This window comes from Mycolicibacterium pallens (assembly GCF_019456675.1).
GTDB lineage: Bacteria > Actinomycetota > Actinomycetes > Mycobacteriales > Mycobacteriaceae > Mycobacterium > Mycobacterium crocinum.
Map to the genome: position 1 here is coordinate 3976559 of NZ_CP080333.1, position 21552 is coordinate 3998110.

17 protein-coding genes, 1 pseudogene and 1 other annotated feature are annotated in these 21552 nt (G+C 66.4%); of the genes and pseudogenes, 7 read left to right on the top strand and 11 right to left on the bottom strand.

What is annotated here, in order from left to right; all coding sequences use genetic code 11:
• Positions 1–14 precede the first annotated feature (14 nt).
• The 6 genes from K0O64_RS19505 (at position 15) to K0O64_RS19530 (ending at position 6659) form a co-directional block, all read left to right on the top strand.
• Positions 15–590, top strand: a complete 576-nt coding sequence (locus K0O64_RS19505) for a YdcF family protein (RefSeq protein ID WP_071943116.1) — start codon at positions 15–17, stop codon at positions 588–590.
• A 19-nt stretch (positions 591–609) separates the two neighbouring features.
• Positions 610–1446 carry an NAD-dependent protein deacetylase gene (locus tag K0O64_RS19510; RefSeq protein WP_220045672.1) on the top strand — a complete coding sequence of 279 codons (837 nt, stop codon included), beginning with the start codon at positions 610–612 and terminating at the stop codon, positions 1444–1446.
• 843 nt (positions 1447–2289) lie between these two features.
• Positions 2290–3981: a cadherin-like domain-containing protein gene (locus tag K0O64_RS19515; protein ID WP_220045673.1), complete on the top strand. Its 1692-nt coding sequence runs from the start codon at positions 2290–2292 to the stop codon at positions 3979–3981.
• Positions 3982–4068: 87 nt separating this feature from the next.
• Complete coding sequence (locus K0O64_RS19520) at positions 4069–5331, top strand: IS256 family transposase (protein ID WP_071950127.1); 1263 nt, start codon at positions 4069–4071, stop codon at positions 5329–5331.
• A gap of 108 nt (positions 5332–5439) precedes the next feature.
• On the top strand, positions 5440–5730 hold the full coding sequence (locus K0O64_RS19525) for a transposase (protein WP_096310540.1): 291 nt from the start codon (positions 5440–5442) through the stop codon (positions 5728–5730).
• Positions 5727–6659: an IS3 family transposase gene (locus K0O64_RS19530; RefSeq protein WP_096311457.1), complete on the top strand. Its 933-nt coding sequence runs from the start codon at positions 5727–5729 to the stop codon at positions 6657–6659. Before K0O64_RS19525 ends, K0O64_RS19530 begins: the two co-directional genes overlap by 4 nt.
• Positions 6660–6700: 41 nt before the next feature.
• Here K0O64_RS19530 and K0O64_RS19535 read toward each other — a convergent pair.
• Positions 6701–7959: pseudogene (locus K0O64_RS19535) on the bottom strand (IS3 family transposase); the annotation flags it as partial.
• Positions 7526–7657: a sequence feature (AL1L pseudoknot), on the bottom strand. It overlaps the preceding pseudogene by 132 nt.
• 153 nt (positions 7960–8112) lie before the next feature.
• Here K0O64_RS19535 and K0O64_RS19540 point away from each other — a divergent pair.
• Complete coding sequence (locus K0O64_RS19540; RefSeq protein WP_125477458.1) at positions 8113–8718, top strand: hypothetical protein; 606 nt, start codon at positions 8113–8115, stop codon at positions 8716–8718.
• Positions 8719–8796: 78 nt separating this feature from the next.
• Here K0O64_RS19540 and proB read toward each other — a convergent pair whose 3' ends face one another.
• From proB to K0O64_RS19590, 10 genes are all read right to left on the bottom strand, one after another.
• Complete coding sequence (gene proB / locus K0O64_RS19545; protein WP_096311810.1) at positions 8797–9897, bottom strand: glutamate 5-kinase; 1101 nt, start codon at positions 9895–9897, stop codon at positions 8797–8799.
• Positions 9894–11342, bottom strand: coding sequence for a GTPase ObgE (gene obgE / locus K0O64_RS19550; protein WP_071943109.1), 1449 nt, complete (start codon positions 11340–11342; stop codon positions 9894–9896). Before obgE ends, proB begins: the two co-directional genes overlap by 4 nt.
• A gap of 81 nt (positions 11343–11423) precedes the next feature.
• Positions 11424–11684, bottom strand: a complete 261-nt coding sequence (gene rpmA / locus K0O64_RS19555) for a 50S ribosomal protein L27 (protein WP_096311811.1) — start codon at positions 11682–11684, stop codon at positions 11424–11426.
• 14 nt (positions 11685–11698) lie between these two features.
• Entirely contained in the window at positions 11699–12022 is a 324-nt protein-coding gene (gene rplU / locus K0O64_RS19560; protein ID WP_071943105.1) for a 50S ribosomal protein L21, read from the bottom strand.
• A gap of 158 nt (positions 12023–12180) precedes the next feature.
• The gene (gene rne / locus K0O64_RS19565) at positions 12181–15087 is read right to left on the bottom strand and encodes a ribonuclease E (RefSeq protein ID WP_096311812.1); all 2907 of its coding nucleotides are present in this window, start codon (positions 15085–15087) and stop codon (positions 12181–12183) included.
• A 283-nt stretch (positions 15088–15370) separates the two neighbouring features.
• Positions 15371–15781: a nucleoside-diphosphate kinase gene (gene ndk, locus K0O64_RS19570; protein ID WP_096311813.1), complete on the bottom strand. Its 411-nt coding sequence runs from the start codon at positions 15779–15781 to the stop codon at positions 15371–15373.
• A 17-nt stretch (positions 15782–15798) separates the two neighbouring features.
• The gene (locus K0O64_RS19575; RefSeq protein ID WP_096311814.1) at positions 15799–16197 is read right to left on the bottom strand and encodes a DUF4233 domain-containing protein; all 399 of its coding nucleotides are present in this window, start codon (positions 16195–16197) and stop codon (positions 15799–15801) included.
• On the bottom strand, positions 16194–17600 hold the full coding sequence (folC, locus tag K0O64_RS19580) for a bifunctional tetrahydrofolate synthase/dihydrofolate synthase (protein WP_096311815.1): 1407 nt from the start codon (positions 17598–17600) through the stop codon (positions 16194–16196). The genes K0O64_RS19575 and folC overlap by 4 nt, the downstream gene beginning before the upstream one ends.
• On the bottom strand, positions 17597–20248 hold the full coding sequence (locus K0O64_RS19585; RefSeq protein ID WP_220045674.1) for a valine--tRNA ligase: 2652 nt from the start codon (positions 20246–20248) through the stop codon (positions 17597–17599). The genes folC and K0O64_RS19585 overlap by 4 nt, the downstream gene beginning before the upstream one ends.
• 26 nt (positions 20249–20274) lie before the next feature.
• Positions 20275–21534, bottom strand: coding sequence for a saccharopine dehydrogenase family protein (locus K0O64_RS19590; RefSeq protein ID WP_220045675.1), 1260 nt, complete (start codon positions 21532–21534; stop codon positions 20275–20277).
• Positions 21535–21552 lie beyond the last annotated feature (18 nt).

A 21552-nucleotide genomic window follows, 5' to 3' on the forward strand; every position in this document is an offset into this window, starting at 1 on the left:
GGGTCGGAGGAAGCGTGCGTCGTCGATGGAAGGCCGCCTGCGGTGCCGTGCTCCTGGTCGTCGCCACGCTGATCGGCGAGCTCGTGCCGGCGGCCCACGCCGAGCCGGTGGCCGCGGCCAAGGACTTCTCCAACCCGGCGATCGTCATTCTGGGTTACGGCCTGCTGCCGGACGGCTCGATGCGGATGATCCTGCGACGCCGGGTGCTGACCGGACTCGCCGTCGCTCAGATGTACCCGCACTCGCCGATCATCGTCACCGGCGGTAATCCGCAGAACGGGGTGACCGAGGCCGCACAGATGCGCCGCATGCTGCTGATGCTGAACTTCCCCGACAGCCGGATCATCGTCGAGGACAAAGCCAACAGCACCGTACAGAACGCCCAGTTCTCGGTGCCGCTGGCCAAGAAAGCCAACACCTCGGGGATCATCCTGGTGACCTCGTCGACGCACCAGGGCCGCGCCGACGGCGATTTTGTCGACGCCGGCGCCAATCTGCTGGCCACCGTCAGCTACCCGGACGGCAATCCGACGCTCAACATCACGCAGTTCGCTCACGACGTACTGAGCCCGGTCACCAACTTCGGCTAGCCCACCTACTCTGGAAGGCGTGGAAAGCCCCGAACTCGTCGCGTTGTTGGCGGGCCGGCGCGTCGCCGTGCTCACCGGAGCCGGGATCTCCACCGACTCGGGCATTCCGGACTACCGGGGCCCGGACTCGCCGCCGGCCAATCCGATGACCATCCGGCAGTTCACCTCCAGCCGTGAGTTCCGGCAGCGGTACTGGGCGCGCAACCACCTGGGCTGGCGGCACATGGCGCAGACCCTGCCCAACGCCGGGCACCGGGCGCTGGCCCACCTGGAGCGCGCGGGTGTCGTCAACGGCATCATCACCCAGAACGTGGACCTGTTGCACACCAAGGCCGGCAGCCGCACTGTCATCAACCTGCACGGCACCTACGCGCAGGTGGTGTGCCTGGACTGCGGGCACACGATGTCGCGCGCGGCGCTGGCCGACGAACTCGAGGCGGCCAACCCGGCATTCGCCGAGCGGGCCGAGCGGCTCGGCGGTATTGCCGTGGCGCCCGACGCGGATGCCATGGTCACCGACACCGAGTCGTTCCGCTTCGTCGACTGCCCGTCGTGCGCAGGGATGCTCAAACCAGACATCGTGTACTTCGGCGAAAGTGTGCGCAAAGAGATTGTCGCTCAGGCATATTCGCTGGTCGACTCCGCGGATGCGCTGCTGGTGGCCGGGTCGTCACTGACGGTCTTCTCCGGGTACCGGTTCGTGCGGCACGCCGCCGCGATGGGTATGCCCGTCGCAATCATCAACCGCGGGCCGACCCGTGGCGACGACCTCGCCACGGTGAAAGTGGACAGCGGATGTTCGCCGATGCTGGCGCTGCTGGCCGACGAACTGTCGGGGCTGACGTCGGCGAGCTAGACGGCCACCAGGTCGTCGGCATGCACTGCGGGACGGCGCATTTCGGCAGGCGTATCTGACGTCAGCTCGCCGACCCAGGTCACCACGTCGCGTGCCATTATCTCTCCCATGATCCCAGTCGCCAACGCTTAGCGCCGCCACTGGGTCACGTTCAATATTCGCGTCCCTGACCAGTTGGGCGCAACGGCGCCTTCACAACTAATCATCCCAGTTGCTGTGAATTGCCTGGAAGTGGCTGGCTTTTTGTGCAATATTTACGTCGCCGATATTTCGGCACAGCAAAGGTCTCGGGAGGAGCCGATAATGGGCGCTGGTCGGAATGTGGGTCGCGTGGGAGCACTAGCCGTCGCGTTGGGCGTCGGGATGGGAATCTCATCAAGCCTCGCCGCAGCCAACGCCGATCCCAGCGGGCACGGATCCACCTCTGCGGGTGCGGACGCCAACGGCCACTCCAAGAGCACCGGCCAATCCGCCCGGCCTCAGAAATCCGGACTGGCCAGCACCCCAGGCAAAGACACCACCACTGCCAAACGGAGTGGACACTCCGATCGAACCTCGCGGCGCACGACTCGCTCCGCTACCGCCGGGGGCAATACAAACCGAACTCCAGCCGAATCGGCGACTACCGCGTCTACGTCGACCGCTGATGAAACCCCGCCCGCGCCGTCAGAGACAGCGTCATCAGCGGCAATCGGCACCGGACAGGTGACGCTCTCAGCGTCAGCGCCTACGACCGGGGCCGTAGCAGTCGCTACCAGCACGCCCATCGCGACGGCGACGGCCAGACGGGCGATATCTCCATTCGCTCCACTGGCGCGAGTGGTAGTAGGTCTCCTTCTGTCGTTGAGTGGCGCGACGACCACCGGCCCTGCGCCGACGAATCCCATTCAGCGAGCGCTGTATTCGCTGGCCAAAGGTCTCAGCAATACATTCGACCCAGCTCCGGGGCCCGGCACCCCGACAGTCGGAACGCCTGACGCGAAAACCGGCGTCGTCGCCGGATCGCTGGGTTTTGCCACCGGCAATGGCCTGACGTTCACTGCGACGGACCCTAGCCAGGGCACGGTGACCGTGACCGACGACGGCACTTACACTTACACGCCGACGGAAGTCGCCCGGCAAGCTGCCACTGGCTCCACCACCGACGCCTTCGTCGCCACCGTGCATAGCGGTCTCTCGACGAGGTCAGTGACGGTGGTGGTTCCCGTCGACCCGGGAACCCCGGTGGCAGGCACGGTATCGGTCGAAAGTCCGGACCCGACGACGGGCGTCGTGACTGGCAGTGCGAAGTTCACCGACACTGCAGGGCGCTCCCTCACCTACAGCGTTGTGACGACCAGCACCGGCGGCGGAGCCGTCAGCATCGACGCCGCGACCGGCCAATTCACCTACACCCCGACTCACGCACAACGTCTCTCCGGCGCAAACTCCGACATTATCGCGGTGACCGCATCAAACGGCGCGCGCATTGCTACCGAGACTGTGACCGTCACGATCCTGGGCACATCGGTCAATGAAGCGCCCATCGCCGGTAATGACACGTTCACCGGAGTCAAAGGCACTGCCATCACGGGCAATGTGCTGACCAACGACTCGGATCCTGATGGAGATCCGCTCAGCGCTGCTCTGGCGACAGGCCCTTCCCACGGCTCGGTCAGCGTGAATTCGAACGGGTCATTCACCTATGCGCCGACTACCAACTACGTTGGTAGCGATAGCTTCACCTATACCGCCACAGACGGCGTCGCCTCCTCGGTGCCGGCTACCGTCAGCATCACGGTTAAAGAAGACAACACCGGCAACGTCACAGCTAGCTTTGTCAGCCATTACGCCTCTGTGATCGAAGGCAATACCGGAACGGTCATCACACCCATCACCGTCAAACTCTCCGGCGCATCCACCCAGACCGTCACCGTCAACTACCAAGTCACCGGCTTTGGAAACACCCTTGCCGGCGACGCAACACCAGGACAAGACTTCCTCGCCACCACAGGCACCCTCACGTTCACACCCGGACAAACCGAACAAACCATCAACGTCACGACCTACGGCGACACAACATACGAAAACGACGAAACCGTCGACATCCAACTCACCAGCGCCACCAACGCCATCGTCAACTCCCTCAACTGGGCCTGGCTCACCATCCAAAACGACGACACCAACGGCGTTACAGCTAGCTTTGTCAGCCATTACGCCTCTGTGATCGAAGGCAATACCGGAACGGTCATCACACCCATCACCGTCAAACTCTCCGGCGCATCCACCCAGACCGTCACCGTCAACTACCAAGTCACCGGCTTTGGAAACACCCTTGCCGGCGACGCAACACCAGGACAAGACTTCCTCGCCACCACAGGCACCCTCACGTTCACACCCGGACAAACCGAACAAACCATCAACGTCACGACCTACGGCGACACAACATACGAAAACGACGAAACCGTCGACATCCAACTCACCAGCGCCACCAACGCCATCGTCAACTCCCTCAACTGGGCCTGGCTCACCATCCAAAACGACGACACCAACTGAATCGCACTGGTTCGGGACTGTCAGAATAACGGTGGATCTGGTCTTGGTCTGACACGCCGAGCGTGAGCTTGGCGGGAAGGACTGATGATGTCCGAAACACTCGAATCCGTGGCGATCGATGTGGATCAAAAGCAGCTGGCCGAGCAGTTGCTCGCCCAGGCCAAGGAACAAGGCGTGGAGTTGGTGGGCCCAAACGGCCTGCTCAATCAGTTGACCAAGAACGTGCTGGAAGCCGCGCTGGACGCGGAGATGTCCGAGCACCTGGGCTATGACAAGCATGACCCGGTCGGCCGTGGCAGCGGCAATTCCCGCAACGGCAGCCGAGCCAAGACCGTGTTCACCGAGATCGGCCCGGTCGAGATCGAGGTGCCGCGAGACACCAACAGCACGTTCGACCCGGTGATCGTCAAGAAGCGTCAGCGCCGGTTGACCGGCATCGATGAGATCGTGTTGTCGCTGACCGCTAAAGGACTCACGACCGGGGAGATCGCGGCGCATTTCGATGACGTCTACGGCGCCACGGTCTCCAAGGACACCATCAGCCGGATTACCGACAAGGTCATCGAGGAGATGACCGAGTGGTGTAACCGGCCGCTGGAGTCGGTGTATCCGGTGGTGTTCATCGACGCGATCAACGTCAAGGTCCGCGACGGTCAGGTCACTAACCGGCCCATCTACGTCGCCATCGGCGTCACCTGTGCCGGGGAGCGCGACATCCTCGGACTGTGGGCCGGCGACGGCGGTGAAGGGGCGAAGTTCTGGCTGTCGGTGCTCACCGAGATCAAGAATCGCGGCACCACCGACGTGTGCATCGTGGTCTGCGATGGCCTCAAAGGACTACCCGATGCGATCAACACCGTGTGGTCTCGCGCAGTCGTCCAGACGTGTGTGATCCATCTGTTGCGCAACACTTTTCGCTACGCATCGCGCAAGTACTGGGATCAGATCGCCAAGGACATACGCCCGGTCTACACCGCGGCTACCGAAGCTGCGGCCAAAGAACGTTTCACCGAGTTCACCGAGAAATGGGGTGCCCAGTACCCGGCGATCGCCCAGCTGTGGGAGAACGCGTGGAGCGAGTTTGTGCCGTTCCTGGACTACGACGTCGAGATCCGCCGCGTCATCTGCAGCACGAACGCGGTGGAATCGCTGAATGCCCGCTATCGGCGGGCGATTAGGGCCCGCGGGCACTTCCCGACCGAACAGGCCGCGATGAAGTGCCTTTACCTGGTGACCCGATCCCTGGACCCCACCGGCCGCGGTAAGGCACGATGGGCAATGAGGTGGAAGCCCGCGCTCAATGCGTTCGCGATCACCTTCAACGGCCGGATCACTCCGACTGGCAACTAACCAATGCCAAGTCAGATCCACCGTTTATCTGACAGTCCCACTGGTTCTGCCGGAGGCTCGAACTGAACTTCCCCCGAGACCGTGGAGGCATCAACAATAGGGATCGAGATGCCAGAGAAACGGAAGAAGTACGACCGGGAGTTCCGTGAGGGTGCTGTCCGGATCGTCGAGGAGACGGGCAAGCCGATCGCGGCGGTCGCGCGTGATCTGGGGGTACACGAGGGCACGCTGGGCAACTGGGTCGCGCGGGCGCGGGAAGCCCGTGAAGGCCGCGGTGAGCTGACCCGCGACGACCTCGACGAGCTCAAGCGCCTGCGCAGCGAGGTCGCGGAGTTGCGGATGGAGCGTGATGTCCTCAAGCGATCCGTGGTCCTGTGGGTGAAGGAGGCGACGAAGTGAGTGTGGCCCGCTTCATCGCCGACCAGAGGACCAAATACCGTGTGCCTCATACATTTACCTGCACATTGTTGGGTGTCGGCGTGTCCTGGTTCTACAAGTGGATCGGCCGTGCGGAGTCGGTTGATGGGGTGCATACCGATACTGATCGGCGCCGTGTCGAGATCGACGATGCGGTCAAGGCAGCGTTCGGGAAGGCCAGGGGACTGCACGGTTCGCCGCGACTGGTGGCTGACCTGCGCGATCTCGGATGGACGGTGTCGGAGAAGACGGTGGCCGACTCGATGCGCCGCCAGGGCCTGGTCGCGCGCCGTATCAAGCGCTGTGGCGGGCTGACCCGCCAGGACAAGACCGCACCGAAATTCCCCGACCTGCTCAAACGGGACTTCGCCGCCGCCGCGGCGAACTGCAAATGGGTGGGTGATATGACCGAGATCCCGACCGAATCCGGGAAGCTGTATCTGGCCACCGTGATCGACCTCTACAGCCGCCGGCTACTCGGTGCGGCGATGGGCCTGCACCCCGACGCCGAGCTGGCGTGCGCGGCCATCCAGATGGCCGTGACAGCCCGCGGTGGCCGTCAGGCGATTTGGCGCGACGACGAGTCGCAGCGGGTCATATTCCACACCGACCGTGGGAGCACCTATACCGCCAAGAGCTTCACGAGGGTGTGTCGGCGGTTGGGTATCCGGCAGTCGATGGGCCGGGTTGGGTCGTGTTTCGACAATGCCGCCGCGGAGGCGTTCTTCTCCTCGCTGGAGTGGGAAGTGCTGTCCCGCAATACCTTCCGTGATACTATCCAGGCGCAGGCTGTGGTCATCGACTGGTGCTACACCTTCTACAACCACCAACGCCGGCACAGTTCGGCAGACGGGTTATCGCCCGTCAACTACGAGATCAGGGAATCCAAGACCGAGCCGGAAGCGGCATAGGAAACCCTCCACGATTTCGGGGGAAGCACAGCTGAACTATGGATTCCGACCAGGGGTTGGGCGGTCCGTTTCGGAGCATAGAACGCGGCTTCGAACTCGGCGGGGGGTAGGTCGCCGAGGTAGCCGTGGAGTCGGCGGTTGTTGTGCCAGTGCACCCAACCCAGGGTGGCCAGCTCGACGTCCTCGACGGTCTTCCACGGACCGGTGCGGGCCGGCCCGTAGATCAGCTCGGACTTGTAGTAGCCGTTGACCGTCTCGGCCAAAGCGTTGTCGAAGCTGTCACCGACGGTCCCGATGGAGGGTGCTGCGCCGATCTCTGCCAAGCGTTCGCCGTACCGAATCGAGGTGAACTGAGACCCGGCATCGGAGTGACATCGCAAGCCCGACAACGTGTTTCCACGCGACCAGCGGGCCATCTCGATCGCATCGAGGACCATGGTGGTCCGCATGTGCGACGCGACCCGCCACCCCACGATCATCCGACTGAACACGTCGGTGATGAAGCAGACATACCCCACCCCGGCCCACGTCGGTACGAATGTCAGATCCGTCACCCAGAGTTGATTCGGCGCGGAGGCGGTGAACTTACGCTTCACCAGATCGGGATGCCGCGGTGTAGCCGGGTCGGGCTTGGTGGTGCGGACCCGCTTGCCGCGACGCACCCCCTCGATGCCTGAGGCCCGCATCAGCCGTCCGACCTGATCACGACCGACGTCGTGACCGGCCCGCCGAGCCGCCTTCCACAGCTTGCGCACGCCGTAGACCCGGTAGTTGTCCTCCCAGAGCGTCACCAGGGCTGGCCTCATCTCGGTGTCGCGACGCTCCCGCGCCGACGGCCGCCGCGTCTTGGTGTCGTAGTAGGTGCTCGGAGCCATCGTCACCCCTGCGCTACGCAGGACGGTGATGATGGGCTCGACCCCGAACTCCTCGCGGTGAGCATCGACGAAGTCGACTATTTCTTGTGTTGGCGGTCGAGCTCCGCGCCGAAGAAACTCGCTGCCCGCTTCAGAATCTCATTGGCGCGCTTGAGTTCTCGGTTCTCCTGCTCGAGCTGCTTGACCCTTGCCGACTCCTCGGTGGACACCCCCGGAGCATAACCGTCGTCGATGTCGGCCTGGCGCACCCAAGAGCGCACCGACTCCACCCCATACCCCAGCTGGCGAGCAACACGCGACACCGTGCCCTGCTCGGCCCCCAGCTCGGACCGCAAGGTACGCACCATGCGCACCGCCGCGGCCTTCTCCTCAGAGCTGTAACGACGGCTGGTCGGCTTCTTTCCCGATGACGGTTCCGTGGGCATACCTGCATCCTCGTTTCCAAGGTCAGGAGCCTCCGGGATTTCCAGTGCGATTCAGTCGACATCCAACTCACCAGCGCCACCAACGCCATCGTCAACTCCCTCAACTGGGCCTGGCTCACCATCCAAAACGACGACACACCCACCGCAGCCGCGGTGACCGCTGTTGCCCTCACCCCATCCAAGACCGAGACCGAACTCACCGCGACCAGACGACCCTCGACGAGACCGAACGCGGCCGATACGACAGATATGTCGCTCGATCTTGTCTTCAACGGGTTCAACAGTTCTATCGGCTGGGTCCCGCTCATCGGCACTGCCATTAACGCCGTCAAGATAGCTATCGACACTCTTGAGTTGGTCACCGCAGCGCTATCGCTCAACGCCGGGCGCGTGGGCAACGAAATTGGGCAGATCGTCGCCGACACAATCGGATTGATTCCGATTGTCGGTGCACCTGTCGCCTCGTTGATCTACGACATCGCTCTGGGCGGTGATGCACAACTGGGCGCCCTAGTACAGCAGAGTCTGCAGAGCTACTTCGACACGGATTCGAACTACGCGATGTACCATTTCCACTTCGATTCGGTTGATGTGACACCTGCGCTACTCGGCAACTACTCGGGGATCGCCAAGGTGAGCACACCTACCCACCAGGCCGTCAGCGTCGCCGTCGACATCACCAATAGTGGGTTCCAGACCGGATGGTCGGTTCCGTTGGAGGGCCGTCTGGCGCTGCTGGCCCTGGAATGGAACTCATAGTTCCGAAGAATCGGCGCACCTATGCCCACCGTGGGATCGAGCGGCTGCGATTCTTTGGCGACCGAACACACCCGCGAGCTAGACGGCCACCAGGTCGTCGGCATGCACTGCGGGACGGCGCATTTCGGCAGGCAGATCCGAGGTCGACCGGCCGATCATGGTGGTCAGCTCGGCCGCGTCGTAGGCCACCACCCCGCGGGCGACCATCTCGCCGTCGGTGTCACGCAGCTCGACCACATCGCCGCCGAAGAATCGGCCCGACACCCCGGTGATGCCCGCCGCCAGCAGTGAGCGGCGCTGCTTCACCACCGCACGCACCGCGCCGGCGTCCAGCGTCAGGGCCCCGGAAACCTCGGCGGCATACCGAACCCAGAACCGTCGCGCCGACATCCGGTCGGGGCGCGGGGTGAACACCGTGCCCACCGACGCGTCGGACAGTGCGGCAGCGGCATCGGCCGCCGCCGCCAACAGCACCGGAACCCCGGCGTCGGCGGCCAACAGCGCCGAGGACAGCTTCGAACGCATGCCGCCGGTGCCCAGGCGGCTGCCTTCACCGGCCACCACCCCGTCGAGATCGTCGGGTCCGGCCACCTCGGGGATGAACCGGGCGTCGGCCTTGCGCGGATCGGCGTCGTACAACCCGTCGATGTCGGACAGCAGGATCAGCGCGTCGGCGCCGACGAGGTGCGCCACCAGCGCCGAGAGCCGGTCGTTGTCACCGAAGCGAATCTCGTTGGTGGCCACGGTGTCGTTCTCGTTGACGATCGCCACCGCATGCAGCGACCGCAGCCGGTCCAGCGTGCGCTGCGCGTTGGTGTGCTGCACCCGCATGGAGATATCGTGCGCGGTCAGCAGCACCTGGCCGACCGTGCGGTCATAGCGGGCGAACGCCGCACTCCACGCGTTGACCAACGCCACCTGCCCGACACTGGCGGCGGCCTGTTTGGTCGCCAAATCCGTTGGACGCCGGTTCAATCCGAGCGGCTCGATGCCCGCCGCGATCGCACCCGAGGACACGATCACCACGTCGGAGCCGGCCTTCATCCGCGCCTCGATGGCGTCGACCAGCCTGGCCAGCCGGCCGGCGTCGAACAACCCCGATTTCGTGGTCAGTGCAGTGGTGCCGATCTTGACGACGACGCTGCGCGCGGAGCGCAGGGCATCGCGGTACTGGCTCACTGCTCGTCCTCGTGCTCGCGACGGTGGCGGCGGGCCTCCTTGCGCTCGGCCGCCCCGATCCGGTCGTTCTGTTCCAGCCGAGCGTCGGTGCCACGCCCTGTCGGGGTGACATCCACACCTGCCGGGGTCTGCGGCTCCCAATCGAACGTCATGTCGCCGATGGTCACCGCGCAGCCGGGCTTGGCACCGAGCTTAAGGAGTTGGTCCTCCACCCCGAGGCGGGCCAGCCGGTCACCGAGGTAGCCGACAGCTTCGTCGTTGTCGAAATTCGTTTGCGCGATCCACCGTTCGGGCCGGACACCGCGCACCACGAAACCGCCGCGATTCTCGGGGTCGGGCTCGACGGTGAATCCGGTCTGATCGACCGGGATCGGCCGAATCACCGGGCGGCGCGGTACCACCTCAGGCTGCGCGGCCTGGTAGGCGTCGACCATGTTCCACAGCGCGAACGTCAACTCCCGCAAGCCTTCCCGGCTCGCGGTCGACACCTCGAACACCGGCCACCCCCGTGCCTCGATATCGGGGCGCACGAAGTCGGCCAGCTCCCGAGCTTCGGGGACGTCGATCTTGTTGAGCACCACGGCCCGCGGCCGGTCGGCCAGATCACCCAGCGTCGAATCACCTTGCAGCGTCGGCTGATATGCGGCCAGTTCGGCTTCGAGTGCGTCGATATCGGAGATCGGGTCACGGCCCGGTTCCAGTGTCGCGCAGTCGACCACGTGCACCAGCACAGCGCAGCGCTCGATGTGGCGCAGGAAATCCAGCCCGAGCCCACGGCCCTCCGACGCGCCGGGGATCAGTCCTGGGACGTCGGCAACGGTGAAGGTGTGATCGCCTGCGGAAACCACACCGAGGTTGGGTACCAGCGTGGTGAACGGGTAGTCGGCGATCTTGGGCTTGGCCGCCGAGATCACCGACACCAGCGAGGATTTCCCGGCCGACGGAAAACCGATCAGCCCGACGTCGGCGACGGTCTTGAGTTCCAGGGTGAGTTCGCGTTCCTCACCCTTTTCACCGAGCAGAGCGAACCCGGGAGCCTTACGCGCCCGCGACGCCAGCGCTGCGTTGCCCAGGCCGCCGCGGCCGCCCTCGGCGGCCACGAACCGGGTTCCGGCGCCGACCATGTCGGCCAGCAGGCGGCCGTTGGCGTCGAGTACGACGGTGCCGTCGGGCACCTTCACCTCGAGATCGGCCCCGTTGGCCCCCTCGCGGTTACTGCCCATCCCCTGCGTGCCGGACGGCGCCGCGACATGCGGGTGGAAATGGAAATCCAGCAGGGTGTGCACCTGCGGGTCGACGACGAGCACGACACTGCCGCCCCGTCCGCCGTTACCGCCGTCGGGGCCGCCGAGTGGCTTGAATTTCTCCCGGTGTACCGAGGCGCACCCGTTCCCACCATTTCCCGCGCGGGTGTGGATGACGACGCGGTCGACGAAACGGGGCATCGGATCTACTTTCCGGCGAAACCGACGTTTCGCAGAGGAAGTGCGAGTAGATCGCTACAAAACGTCGACCTCGGCGTAGGACTAGTCGCGCTCGGCGCGAACGATGTTGACGGTCTTGCGACCGCGCTTGACACCGAACTCCACCAGGCCGGGGGCCGTGGCGAACAGGGTGTCGTCACCGCCGCGGCCGACGTTCACGCCGGGGTGGAAGTGGGTGCCGCGCTGGCGGACGAGGATCTCGCCGGCCTTGACGAGCTGGCCGCCGAAGCGCTTGACGCCGAGCCGCTGGGCGGCGGAGTCGCGACCGTTACGTGAGCTGGAAGCGCCCTTCTTGTGTGCCATGTCAGTTCGCTCCCTTACTTGATTCCGGTGACCTTCAGGACCGTCAACGGCTGACGGTGACCCTGACGCTTGTGGTAGCCGGTCTTGTTCTTGAACTTGTGGATGCGGATCTTGGGGCCCTTGGTGTGCTCGAGCACCTCACCGGTGACCGCGACCTTCTCCAGGTCCTTGGCGTCGCTGGTGACCTTGGCGCCGTCGACGACCAGGGCGACGGGCAGGGAAACGGAAGCGCCGGCCTCGGCCTCGAGCTTCTCGACCTTGACTATGTCTCCAACGGCGACCTTGTACTGCTTGCCGCCGGTCTTGACGATTGCGTACGTGACCTTGTCGCCTGCCATCGTGGTCCTTCTACTTCGTTCTGCGGGCGCACGCTAACCGAGGCTGCGTGCGCGGGTCTGGGGGTGCGGGATCTTGAGCCCGCTGCCACCGGCGACGGACGCCTGGCGACAACTGGTCAAGGGTACGTGACCAGCACCGGGAGGGTCAAACCGCGACCCTAGGACGTCGGCGGCCCCGCTGGTCGAGCCGCTGCCCGGCGCCGCGGACGCCGTTCCGGCACCACCGGCTCCGGCGCCACGACCGGCTGGTCATCGTCGTATTCGTCGGAGTCGGCGTCGTCCTCGTCGTCGAGGTCGTCGTCATCGTCGTCGGAGTCGTCGTCTTCGTCGTCGTCATCGACGTCGAGGTTGTCCTCGTCGAGGTCCTCGTCGTCTTCGTCGAGGTCGACGTCGATTTCGTCGTCCTCGTCGTCGTCGGAATCCTCGTCGTCGGAGTCGTCGTCCAGGTCTTCCTCGGCAACATCCTCGGCGGCCTCCTCGACGGTCTCGAGAGCCTCTTCGGACTCCTCGCCCTCGGTCTCCCGCTCGAGCTCGTCGGCGAGCTCCTCTTCGGCCTCGTCGTCCTCGTGCTTGCCGTTGGCCGCCGCCATCGCCTTGAACATCGGGTGCTCACTGGTGTGCTGCGGAACCTTCGCCACCGGCGCTTCGTCGGTCTCGGTACGGCCGCGCTTGCCGCGCTTGCCGCGTCGGCCACCACCGCCGCCGCTGCCCGACTCGGACTTGCGCCCGGCTGCCTGGGCCGTGTCGACCGGATCGGCGTGCAGCACGATGCCCCGCCCGGCGCAGTGCGTACAGGTGGTGGAGAACGCCTCGACAAGCCCGGTGCCCAGCCGCTTGCGGGTCAGCTGGACCAGGCCGAGCGAGGTCACCTCCGACACCTGATGGCGGGTACGGTCACGGCCCAGCGCCTCGGTCAGCCGCCGCAGCACCAGGTCGCGGTTGGACTCCAGCACCATGTCGATGAAGTCGATGACCACGATGCCGCCGATATCGCGCAGCCGCAGCTGGCGCACGATCTCCTCGGCCGCCTCGAGGTTGTTCTTGGTGACCGTCTGCTCGAGGTTGCCGCCCGCACCGGTGAACTTGCCGGTGTTGACGTCGACGACCGTCATCGCCTCGGTGCGGTCGATCACCAGCGTGCCGCCCGAGGGCAGCCACACCTTGCGGTCCAACGCCTTGGCCAGCTGCTCGTCGATGCGGTGCACGGCGAACACGTCCGGGCCGTCGGGCCCACCCGCCGGCTCGTACTTCGTCAGCTTCGAAACAAGGTCGGGAGCAACGGAATTGACGTAGTCATTGATGGTCTGCCAGGCGTCGTCGCCGGAGACGATCAGCCCGGAGAAGTCTTCGTTGAACAGATCGCGGATCACCTTGACCAGCACGTCGGGCTCTTCGTACAGCGCGACGGCGGCGCCGGCCTTGTTGCCCTTGACCCGCTCGGCTTCCTCGGCGATCTTGGTCCAGCGCTCCTGGAGGCGTTCGACGTCGCCGCGGATGTCTTCTTCCTTGACGCCCTCCGAGGCGGTCCGGATGATCACGCCGGCATCGTCGGGCACCACGTCGCGCAGGATTTCCTTGAGCCGCTGGCGTTCGGTGTCGGGCAGCTTGCGGCTGATCCCGGTCGACGACGCACCCGGCACGTAGACCAGGTAGCGCCCGGCCAGCGACACCTGGGTGGTCAGCCGCGCACCCTTGTGGCCGACCGGGTCCTTGCTGACCTGGACGACGACGTAGTCGCCGGGCTTGAGGGCCTGTTCGATCTTGCGCTGCGCGCCGCCGAGCCCGGCGGCTTCCCAGTTGACCTCGCCGGCGTAGAGCACACCGTTGCGGCCGCGGCCGATGTCGACGAACGCCGCCTCCATCGAGGGCAGCACGTTCTGCACGATGCCGAGATAGATGTTGCCGACCAGCGAAGCCGACGCCGCCGACGTCACAAAGTGCTCGACGACGACACCGTCTTCCATGACGGCGATCTGGGTGTAGCGAGCCCCTTCATGCGGTGGTTCGGTGCGGATCTTGTCGCGCACCACCATCACGCGTTCGACGGCCTCGCGGCGAGCCAGGAATTCGGCCTCGGACAGGATCGGCGGGCGCCGGCGGCCGGCGTCGCGGCCGTCGCGGCGGCGCTGCCGCTTGGCCTCCAGGCGGGTGGAGCCGCTGATGCCCTGGATCGCGTCCGGGTCTTTGTCCTTATTGCGCGGGGCGCGCTCGTGGACGACGGTGTTCGGCGGATCGTCGGCCGAGCCGCTCTCGGAGTCGTCACCGCCACCGGTCTTGCGGCGCCGCCGCCTGCGGCGCCGGCGGGTCGCACCCTCACCGGTGCTCGACTCGTCGTCGCTGTCCTCGTCATCGCTGTCGGACTCGTCACCGGACTCGGCGGTTTCGTCGCCCTCGGCCCGCTCGGCGTCGTCTCCGCCCTCACCCTCCGGACCGCCCTGCTCGCCACGGCCGCGGCCACGGCCACGGCGGCCACGGCGCCGCCGCCGGTTGGCGGGACGTTCGGACTGATCGTCGTCGGATTCGGCGGTGGCCTCGTCGTCCTCGTCGTCGTCTTCGGCCTCGTCGTCGTCCTCGACCTTGCGATGCTTGGGCTCGGCTTCGACGGGCTGAGGCGCGACGAACAGCGGCATGAAGGCCGACTGCTCGACGGTCTCGACAGAGGTGGTGGTTTCCAGGATCAGCCGCGACTCCGGCTCCTCGGCCGTCTCGGGCGTCTCGGGCGTCTCGGCGACATCGGTCGACTCGGGCTCGGCAGCCGTGGTGTCCCCGGCCACGACGGCAGCGGCCTCGACGGGCTCTTCGGCGCTGACCTCGGGGCTGGCCGCCAAGACGTCGCGCACCCGCACCGCGTCGGTGCGGTCTACGCTCGAGTGCGGGCTTCGGGTGCGGCCGTCGAGCTCGCTGAGGGCGTCCAGCACGCGCCGGCTGGTGGTGCCGAGCACCCGTGCCAGCGAATGCACCCTCAAGCGTTCGGGCAGGTCGTCACCGGCGGTCGGCGCCGGGGGTTCCCACTGCGACGGGGTGGGGTTTTCGGGTAGATCCTGATAGAGGTCATCGTTGGCCACGTATTCTCCTCAAGCCCCCGGGCGCGTCCTTTCGACGCGGCCACGCGAGGGCTTCCGCTATGTGCCCGGTAGCTTCCCCCGGGCTTTTTATGGTCTCGCTCCGAGGCGTTCGTGATGAACGCGTTCGGTGCCTGGCTGAATGACGGCTGTGACGGTCGGCGCCTCACCAGGTGGTGGTCGCGCACGTCGTAAGTCTTCATCCGGATGGGCTTTTGGGGCTCATCCGCAGCCAGTATCCCACACCGCGGGGGCTGTTCGGACGACAGTGGCGCGGGAAGTGCGGTCAGAAGTCGGGAAACCAGAGGCTGATCTCGCGCTCGGCCGACTCCGGCGAGTCCGAGCCGTGCACGAGGTTGAACTGTGTCTCCAGGCCGAAGTCGCCCCGGATGGTGCCGGGAGTGGCCTTTTCTACGGGGTCGGTGCCCCCGGCGAGCTGCCGGAACGCCGCGATGGCGCGGGGGCCCTCGAGGACCGCCGCGACGACCTTTCCGGAGGTGATGAACTCCAGCAGCGAGTCGAAGAACGGCTTGCCCTCGTGTTCGGCGTAGTGCGCGCGAGCCAGCTCGTCACCGACCTGCTTGAGCTCCAGGGCAGCGAGGGTCAGGCCTTTGCGTTCGATTCGGCTGATGATCTCCCCGACCACCTGCCGCTGGACGCCGTCGGGCTTGATCAGGACCAGGGTTCGCTCGCTCACGGCGGACAGCGTACCCGTCAGTCACTTGATTGCTGCTGGCCGGGCAGCAGGCCGCGGCGCTGCCTGCGCAGGACCTCGGCGCGCAGGTAGGCGAGGATCGCCCACACCACCACGAACAGCAGTCCAACCATCCCCACGGCCGGATAGACGAAGAATCCGGCGACCAGGATGAGCTGCACGGCCAGGTTCAGCCAGATGGCATACGGCCGGCCTTGCACGCCCGCCAGTAGCACCAGGAAGACCGCGAATCCCACGAGATAGGCCGTCGACCAGGCGCTCAGTCCGCCGCCGACCATGCTGACCACCGGCAGCGCCAGCAGCACGACGATCGCCTCGAGGATGAGGGTGCCGGCCATGACCCCGCGAAAGCTCTTCCAGGGGTCCGGAGGTGCCGGTGTCTCTGGCGTGTCGCTCATTGCGGGTCCTTCCCGAACAGGGTGCGTGCCGCCCCCGCCGTCACCACGGATCCGGTGATGACGATGCCCGCGCCGGAGAAGCCGTCTTCGGCCGCGGAATCCTCCACGATCGCGGTCGCGACCTCGATCGCGTCGGGCAGCGTGTCGGCCCGGGCCACCCGGTCCGGTCCGAAGATCTCTTCGGCCCGCAGCGCCAGGGCGTCGACCTCCAGCGCGCGGGGCGAGCCGTTGTGGGTGACCACGATCTGGTCGAACGCCGGCTCCAGCGCGGTGAGGATGCCGGTGACGTCCTTATCCCCCATCAGCGACAGCACGCCGACGAGGAACCGGAAGTCGAACTCTTCAGCGAGCGCCTCGGCCAATGCGGTGGCGCCGGCCGGATTGTGTGCGGCGTCGAGAAACACCGTCGGCGCGCTACGCATCCGCTCGAGCCGCCCGGGACTGGCCGCGGCGGCGAATCCGGCCCGGACCGTGTCGACGTCGAGCTGGCGGTCGGCGCCGGCGCCGAAGAACGCCTCGACCGCGGCCAGCGCGACGACGGCGTTGTGGGCCTGATGCTCACCGTGCAGTGGCAGGAAGATGTCGGAGTACACCCCGCCGAGGCCCTGCAGCTGCAGCACCTGTCCCCCGATGGCGACCTGGCGGCCGAGGACGGCGAACTCGGAATCCTCACGAGCCACCGCGGCGTCAGAGGAGACCGCTTGGGCCAGAAGCACTTCCATCGCCTCGGGAGCTTGGCGGCCGATGACTGCGACGGTGTCGGTCGGCACCAGCTCGCCGCGCGGCGCGCCGATGATGCCGGCCTTCTCGCGGGCGATCTCGCCGATGGTGTCACCGAGGTACTCGGCGTGGTCGATGCCGATCGGGGTGATCACGGCGACCGGCGCGTCGACGACGTTGGTGGCGTCCCAGCGGCCGCCCATCCCGACCTCGACGACGGCGATGTCGACGGGCGCGTCGGCGAATGCGGCGAACGCCATCGCGGTCAGCACCTCGAACTTGCTCATCGCCGGACCACCGTCGGCCTGGGACTGCGCGTCGACGAGCTGCACGAACGGCTCGATCTCGCGGTAGACCTCGACGTAGCGGGCCGGGCTGATCGGTTCGTTGTCGATCGCGATGCGTTCGACCGCGGACTGCAGGTGTGGGCTGGTGGTGCGCCCGGTGCGGCGGCTGAACGCGGTCAGCAGCGCATCGATGATGCGGGCCACCGACGTCTTGCCGTTGGTCCCGGCGATGTGGATCGTCGGGTAGCTCAGCTGCGGTGAGCCGAGCATCTCCATCAGCGCCTCGATCCGCGCGGTGCTGGGCTCGAGTTTGGTTTCCGGCCAACGCTGGTCGAGCAGGTGCTCCACCTGCAGGAGTGCGGCGATCTCGTCGGGTGTGGGCGGCGGCTGGGTCATGCCAGCGCAGCCAGTCGGGCGGTGATCCGCTCGACTTCCTCGCGGGCCAACTGCTGTCGGCCGCGGATCTTGGCGACGACGTCGTCGGGCGCCTTGGCCAGGAATGCCTCGTTGTCGAGTTTGGCCGTGGTGCCTGCCAATTCCTTGTTCGCGGCGGCCAGATCCTTTTCGAGGCGACGACGTTCGGCGGCCACGTCGACGGTGCCCGAGGTATCGACCTCGACGTTGACGGTGCCCGCCGACAGCCGCACCTCGATATGCGCGCTGGCGTTGAAGTCGGCACCCGCATCGGTCAGCCAGGCCAGCGCAGTGACCGGAGCGACCTGACCGCCCAGGCCGGCCGCATCGACACCGGAGAGCCGGGCGGGGACCTTCTGCCGGTCGGCCAGACCCTGGTCGCTGCGGAACCGGCGGATCTCGGTCACCAGTTTCTGCACATCGGCGATCCGTTGCGCGGCAACCTGATCCAATGCGACGCCGGATGCCGCCGGCCACTCGGCGATCACCAAAGACTCGCCGCCGGTGAGCGCCTTCCACAGCGCCTCGGTGACGAACGGCATCACCGGGTGCAGCAGCTTGAGCAGGGTGTCCAGCACGGCGGCCAGCACGGCGGTGGTATCTGAAAGCCCCTCGGCCAGCTGCACTTTCGCCAACTCGAGATACCAGTCACAGAATTCGTCCCAGGCGAAGTGGTAGAGCGATTCGCAGGCTCGGCTGAACTCGTAGCCGTCGAATGCCGAATCCACCTCGGCGCGAACCTCTTCCAAGCGGCCAAGGATCCACCGGTCGGCGTCGGTGAGCTCGGCGATATCCGGCAGCGGCGCCGGTGCGGCGCCGTTCATCAGTGCGAACCGGGTGGCGTTGAACAGCTTGGTGGCGAAGTTGCGCGACGCCCTGGCGTGGTCCTCACCGATCGACAGGTCGCCGCCGGGGCTGGCGCCGCGGGCCAGGGTGAACCGCAGCGCGTCCGCACCGAACTGCTCCACCCAGTCCAGCGGGTCGATACCGTTGCCACGGGACTTGCTCATCTTGCGGCCGTGCTCGTCGCGGATCAGCCCGTGCAGGAAGACGTTCTCGAACGGCACCTGTGGACCCCGCGCACCGTCGAGCGTGATGATCTCATCGCCCGAGACGAACGTGCCGAACATCACCATGCGCGCGACCCAGAAGAACAGGATGTCGTAGCCGGTGACCAAAACGCTTGTCGGATAGAACTTTTCGATCTCCGGGGTGCGCTCCGGCCAGCCCATCGTGGAGAACGGCCACAGCGCCGACGAGAACCAGGTGTCCAGGACGTCGGGGTCCTGTTCCCAACCCTCGGGCGGGGTCTCGTCGGGTCCGACGCACACTTTCTGACCGTCCGGGCCGTGCCAGATCGGGATGCGGTGCCCCCACCACAGCTGCCGCGAGATGCACCAGTCGTGCATGTCGTCGACCCAGCCGAACCAGCGCGGCTCCAGGCTCTTCGGGTGGATCACGATGTCGCCGCCGCGCACCGCATCGCCGGCCGCCTTGGCCATCGACTCCACCTTCACCCACCACTGCAAGCTCAGCCGCGGCTCGATCGGCTCACCGCTGCGTTCGGAGTGTCCAACGCTGTGGAGGTATGGCCGCTTCTCGGCGACAATGCGGCCCTCTTCGGCCAGCGCTTCGCGCACCGCGACCCGGGCCTCGAACCGGTCGAGTCCGTCGAATCGCGTTCCGGTACCGGCGATCCGGCCCTTGGTGTCCATGATCGACGGCATCGGCAGGTTGTGCCGCACCCCGATCTCGAAGTCGTTCGGATCGTGCGCCGGGGTGACTTTGACTGCGCCGGTGCCGAATTCGGGGTCGGCGTGCGCGTCGGCGACGATGATGATCTGCCGGTCCAGGAACGGGTGCGGCAAGCTCTGGCCGACCAGATGCCGGTAGCGCTCGTCGTCGGGGTGCACAGCGACGGCGGTGTCGCCGAGCATGGTCTCCATCCGGGTGGTGGCGACCACAATGTGGGGTTCGTCGTCGTTCATCGAGCCGTAGCGGAACGACACCAGCTCGCCCTCGACGTCCTCGTACTTGACCTCGAGATCCGAGATCGCCGTCTCCAGCACCGGCGACCAGTTGACCAGCCGCTCGGCCTGATAGATCAGCCCGGCGTCGTACAGCCGCTTGAAGATTGTGCGCACCGCCCGGGACAGACCCTCGTCCATGGTGAACCGGTCGCGGCTCCAGTCGACGCCGTCGCCGAGGCGGCGCATTTGGGCGCCGATGGTGCCGCCGGACTCCCGCTTCCAGTCCCACACCTTGTCGACGAACAGCTCGCGGCCGAAGTCTTCCTTGGTCTTGCCGTCCACGGCGAGCTGCTTTTCCACCACGCTCTGGGTGGCGATACCGGCGTGATCCATCCCCGGCAGCCACAGCACCTCGTAGCCCTGCATGCGCTTGCGGCGGGTCAGCGCATCCATCAACGTGTGGTCGAGCGCGTGACCCATGTGCAGGCTGCCGGTGACGTTGGGCGGCGGCAGCACGATCGAATACGCGGGCTTACCGCTCGTGGCGTCGGCCGTGAAATAGCCGGAGTCGACCCAGCCCTGATACATCCCGGTCTCTACGGCGCCCGGATCCCACGACTTCGGGAGGGCGTCAGCGCGAGAGTCGTCAGTGGTGGTCACCCGACAATTCTAGGAATGCGCGCGCACTAGCCGTCGAGGCGGACCGTCTCCAGCGAGATCCCGGCCGCCGGGAACCGGTCGAGCAGGGCATCGCCCATGGCGGCGGCGGGCGTCAACACCCCACGCAGATCGGACAACTTGTCGCGGTCGAGTGCCAGCGCCAGGCCGCATTCCCCGAGCATCACCGACGTTGCTTTGTAACCAGGATCACCCTCCTGGTGGATGGTGGCGCGGTAGCGCGCGCCGGTCGTCGTGGTCGTGTACGTCTCTGCGCGGTAGTAGCCGCGCTCACGGGCCTGCTCGCTGGGCCCGGTGCCGGGCTTGGGCAGAACGCGCTCCACCAGCCGGCGCGGCAGCACCCCGAAGAACCGGCTGCCCAGCGCGACGACGCCGTTGTTCGCCGCGCTCGCCACGGCCGACACCACCGGCGCGGCGATCGAGGAGCCCACGCTCATGTACTCCGCGTAGCGCAACCGGCGTCCGTAGGCGTAGTCGAGAAGCGCGTTGCTGCGCCGCACGATCCGGGTGTTGTACATCGCCATCACGAAGCCGGTGGTCCACACTCCGGCCAGCTCGGGCGCGATCTCCCGGCCACGCCGCCACGGCAGGTCCGGCTGCGGCCCCAGCTCCGGCTCGACGGCCCGGTCCTGGCTCAGCGTGTACGGATCCTCGAGCATGCGCCGGGTGTTCGGGTCGCTGGACGAGGCGCGGAAAACCTCGACCATCGAGGCGGCCGTCCCGCCGGACACGCCGCCGGAGAACCCGCGCAGCACGAAGTCGGTGTCGCCGAGTTCACCCGTGCCGTCTTTATGGGCGCGCCGGTAAAGCGCGAACACGCTCATATCCGAAGGGATGGAATCGAATCCGCAGGCGTGCACGATCCGCGCGCCGGTGTCGACGGCCTGCTTGTGGTAGTCGTCGATGCTCTGCCGCACGAACATCGCCTCACCGGTGAGGTCGGCGTAATCGGTGCCTGCGGCCGCGCACGCCGCCACCAACGGCAGGCCGTAGCGGCTGTAGGGGCCGACGGTGGTGATGACGACGCGGGTGCGCGCAGCCATGTCCGCCAGCGACGACGGCGAGGCGGCGTCGGCGGTGAGGATCGGCCAGTCCTGTGCCGATTCGCCGAGCGTCCCCCGCACCGCGAGCAGCTTCTCGGGGGACCGGCCGGCCAGCGCGACTTTGATATCGCCACCATGGCGAGCCAGATAGTCGGCGGTGAGCTTGCCGACGAACCCGGTGGCCCCGTACACGACGATGTCGAATTCTCGCTGCGCTGCCGTCATGAAGGCCAACTTACCGGG

Coding starts and splice junctions, on each gene's coding strand:
- K0O64_RS19520 (WP_071950127.1), top strand. CDS start 4,069: ATGTCCGAAACACTCGAATCCGTGGCGATCGATGTGGATCAAAAGCAG.
- K0O64_RS19525 (WP_096310540.1), top strand. CDS start 5,440: ATGCCAGAGAAACGGAAGAAGTACGACCGGGAGTTCCGTGAGGGTGCT.
- obgE (WP_071943109.1), bottom strand. CDS start 11,342: ATGCCCCGTTTCGTCGACCGCGTCGTCATCCACACCCGCGCGGGAAAT.
- rpmA (WP_096311811.1), bottom strand. CDS start 11,684: ATGGCACACAAGAAGGGCGCTTCCAGCTCACGTAACGGTCGCGACTCC.
- rplU (WP_071943105.1), bottom strand. CDS start 12,022: ATGGCAGGCGACAAGGTCACGTACGCAATCGTCAAGACCGGCGGCAAG.
- K0O64_RS19575 (WP_096311814.1), bottom strand. CDS start 16,197: ATGAGCGACACGCCAGAGACACCGGCACCTCCGGACCCCTGGAAGAGC.
- folC (WP_096311815.1), bottom strand. CDS start 17,600: ATGACCCAGCCGCCGCCCACACCCGACGAGATCGCCGCACTCCTGCAG.
- K0O64_RS19590 (WP_220045675.1), bottom strand. CDS start 21,534: ATGACGGCAGCGCAGCGAGAATTCGACATCGTCGTGTACGGGGCCACC.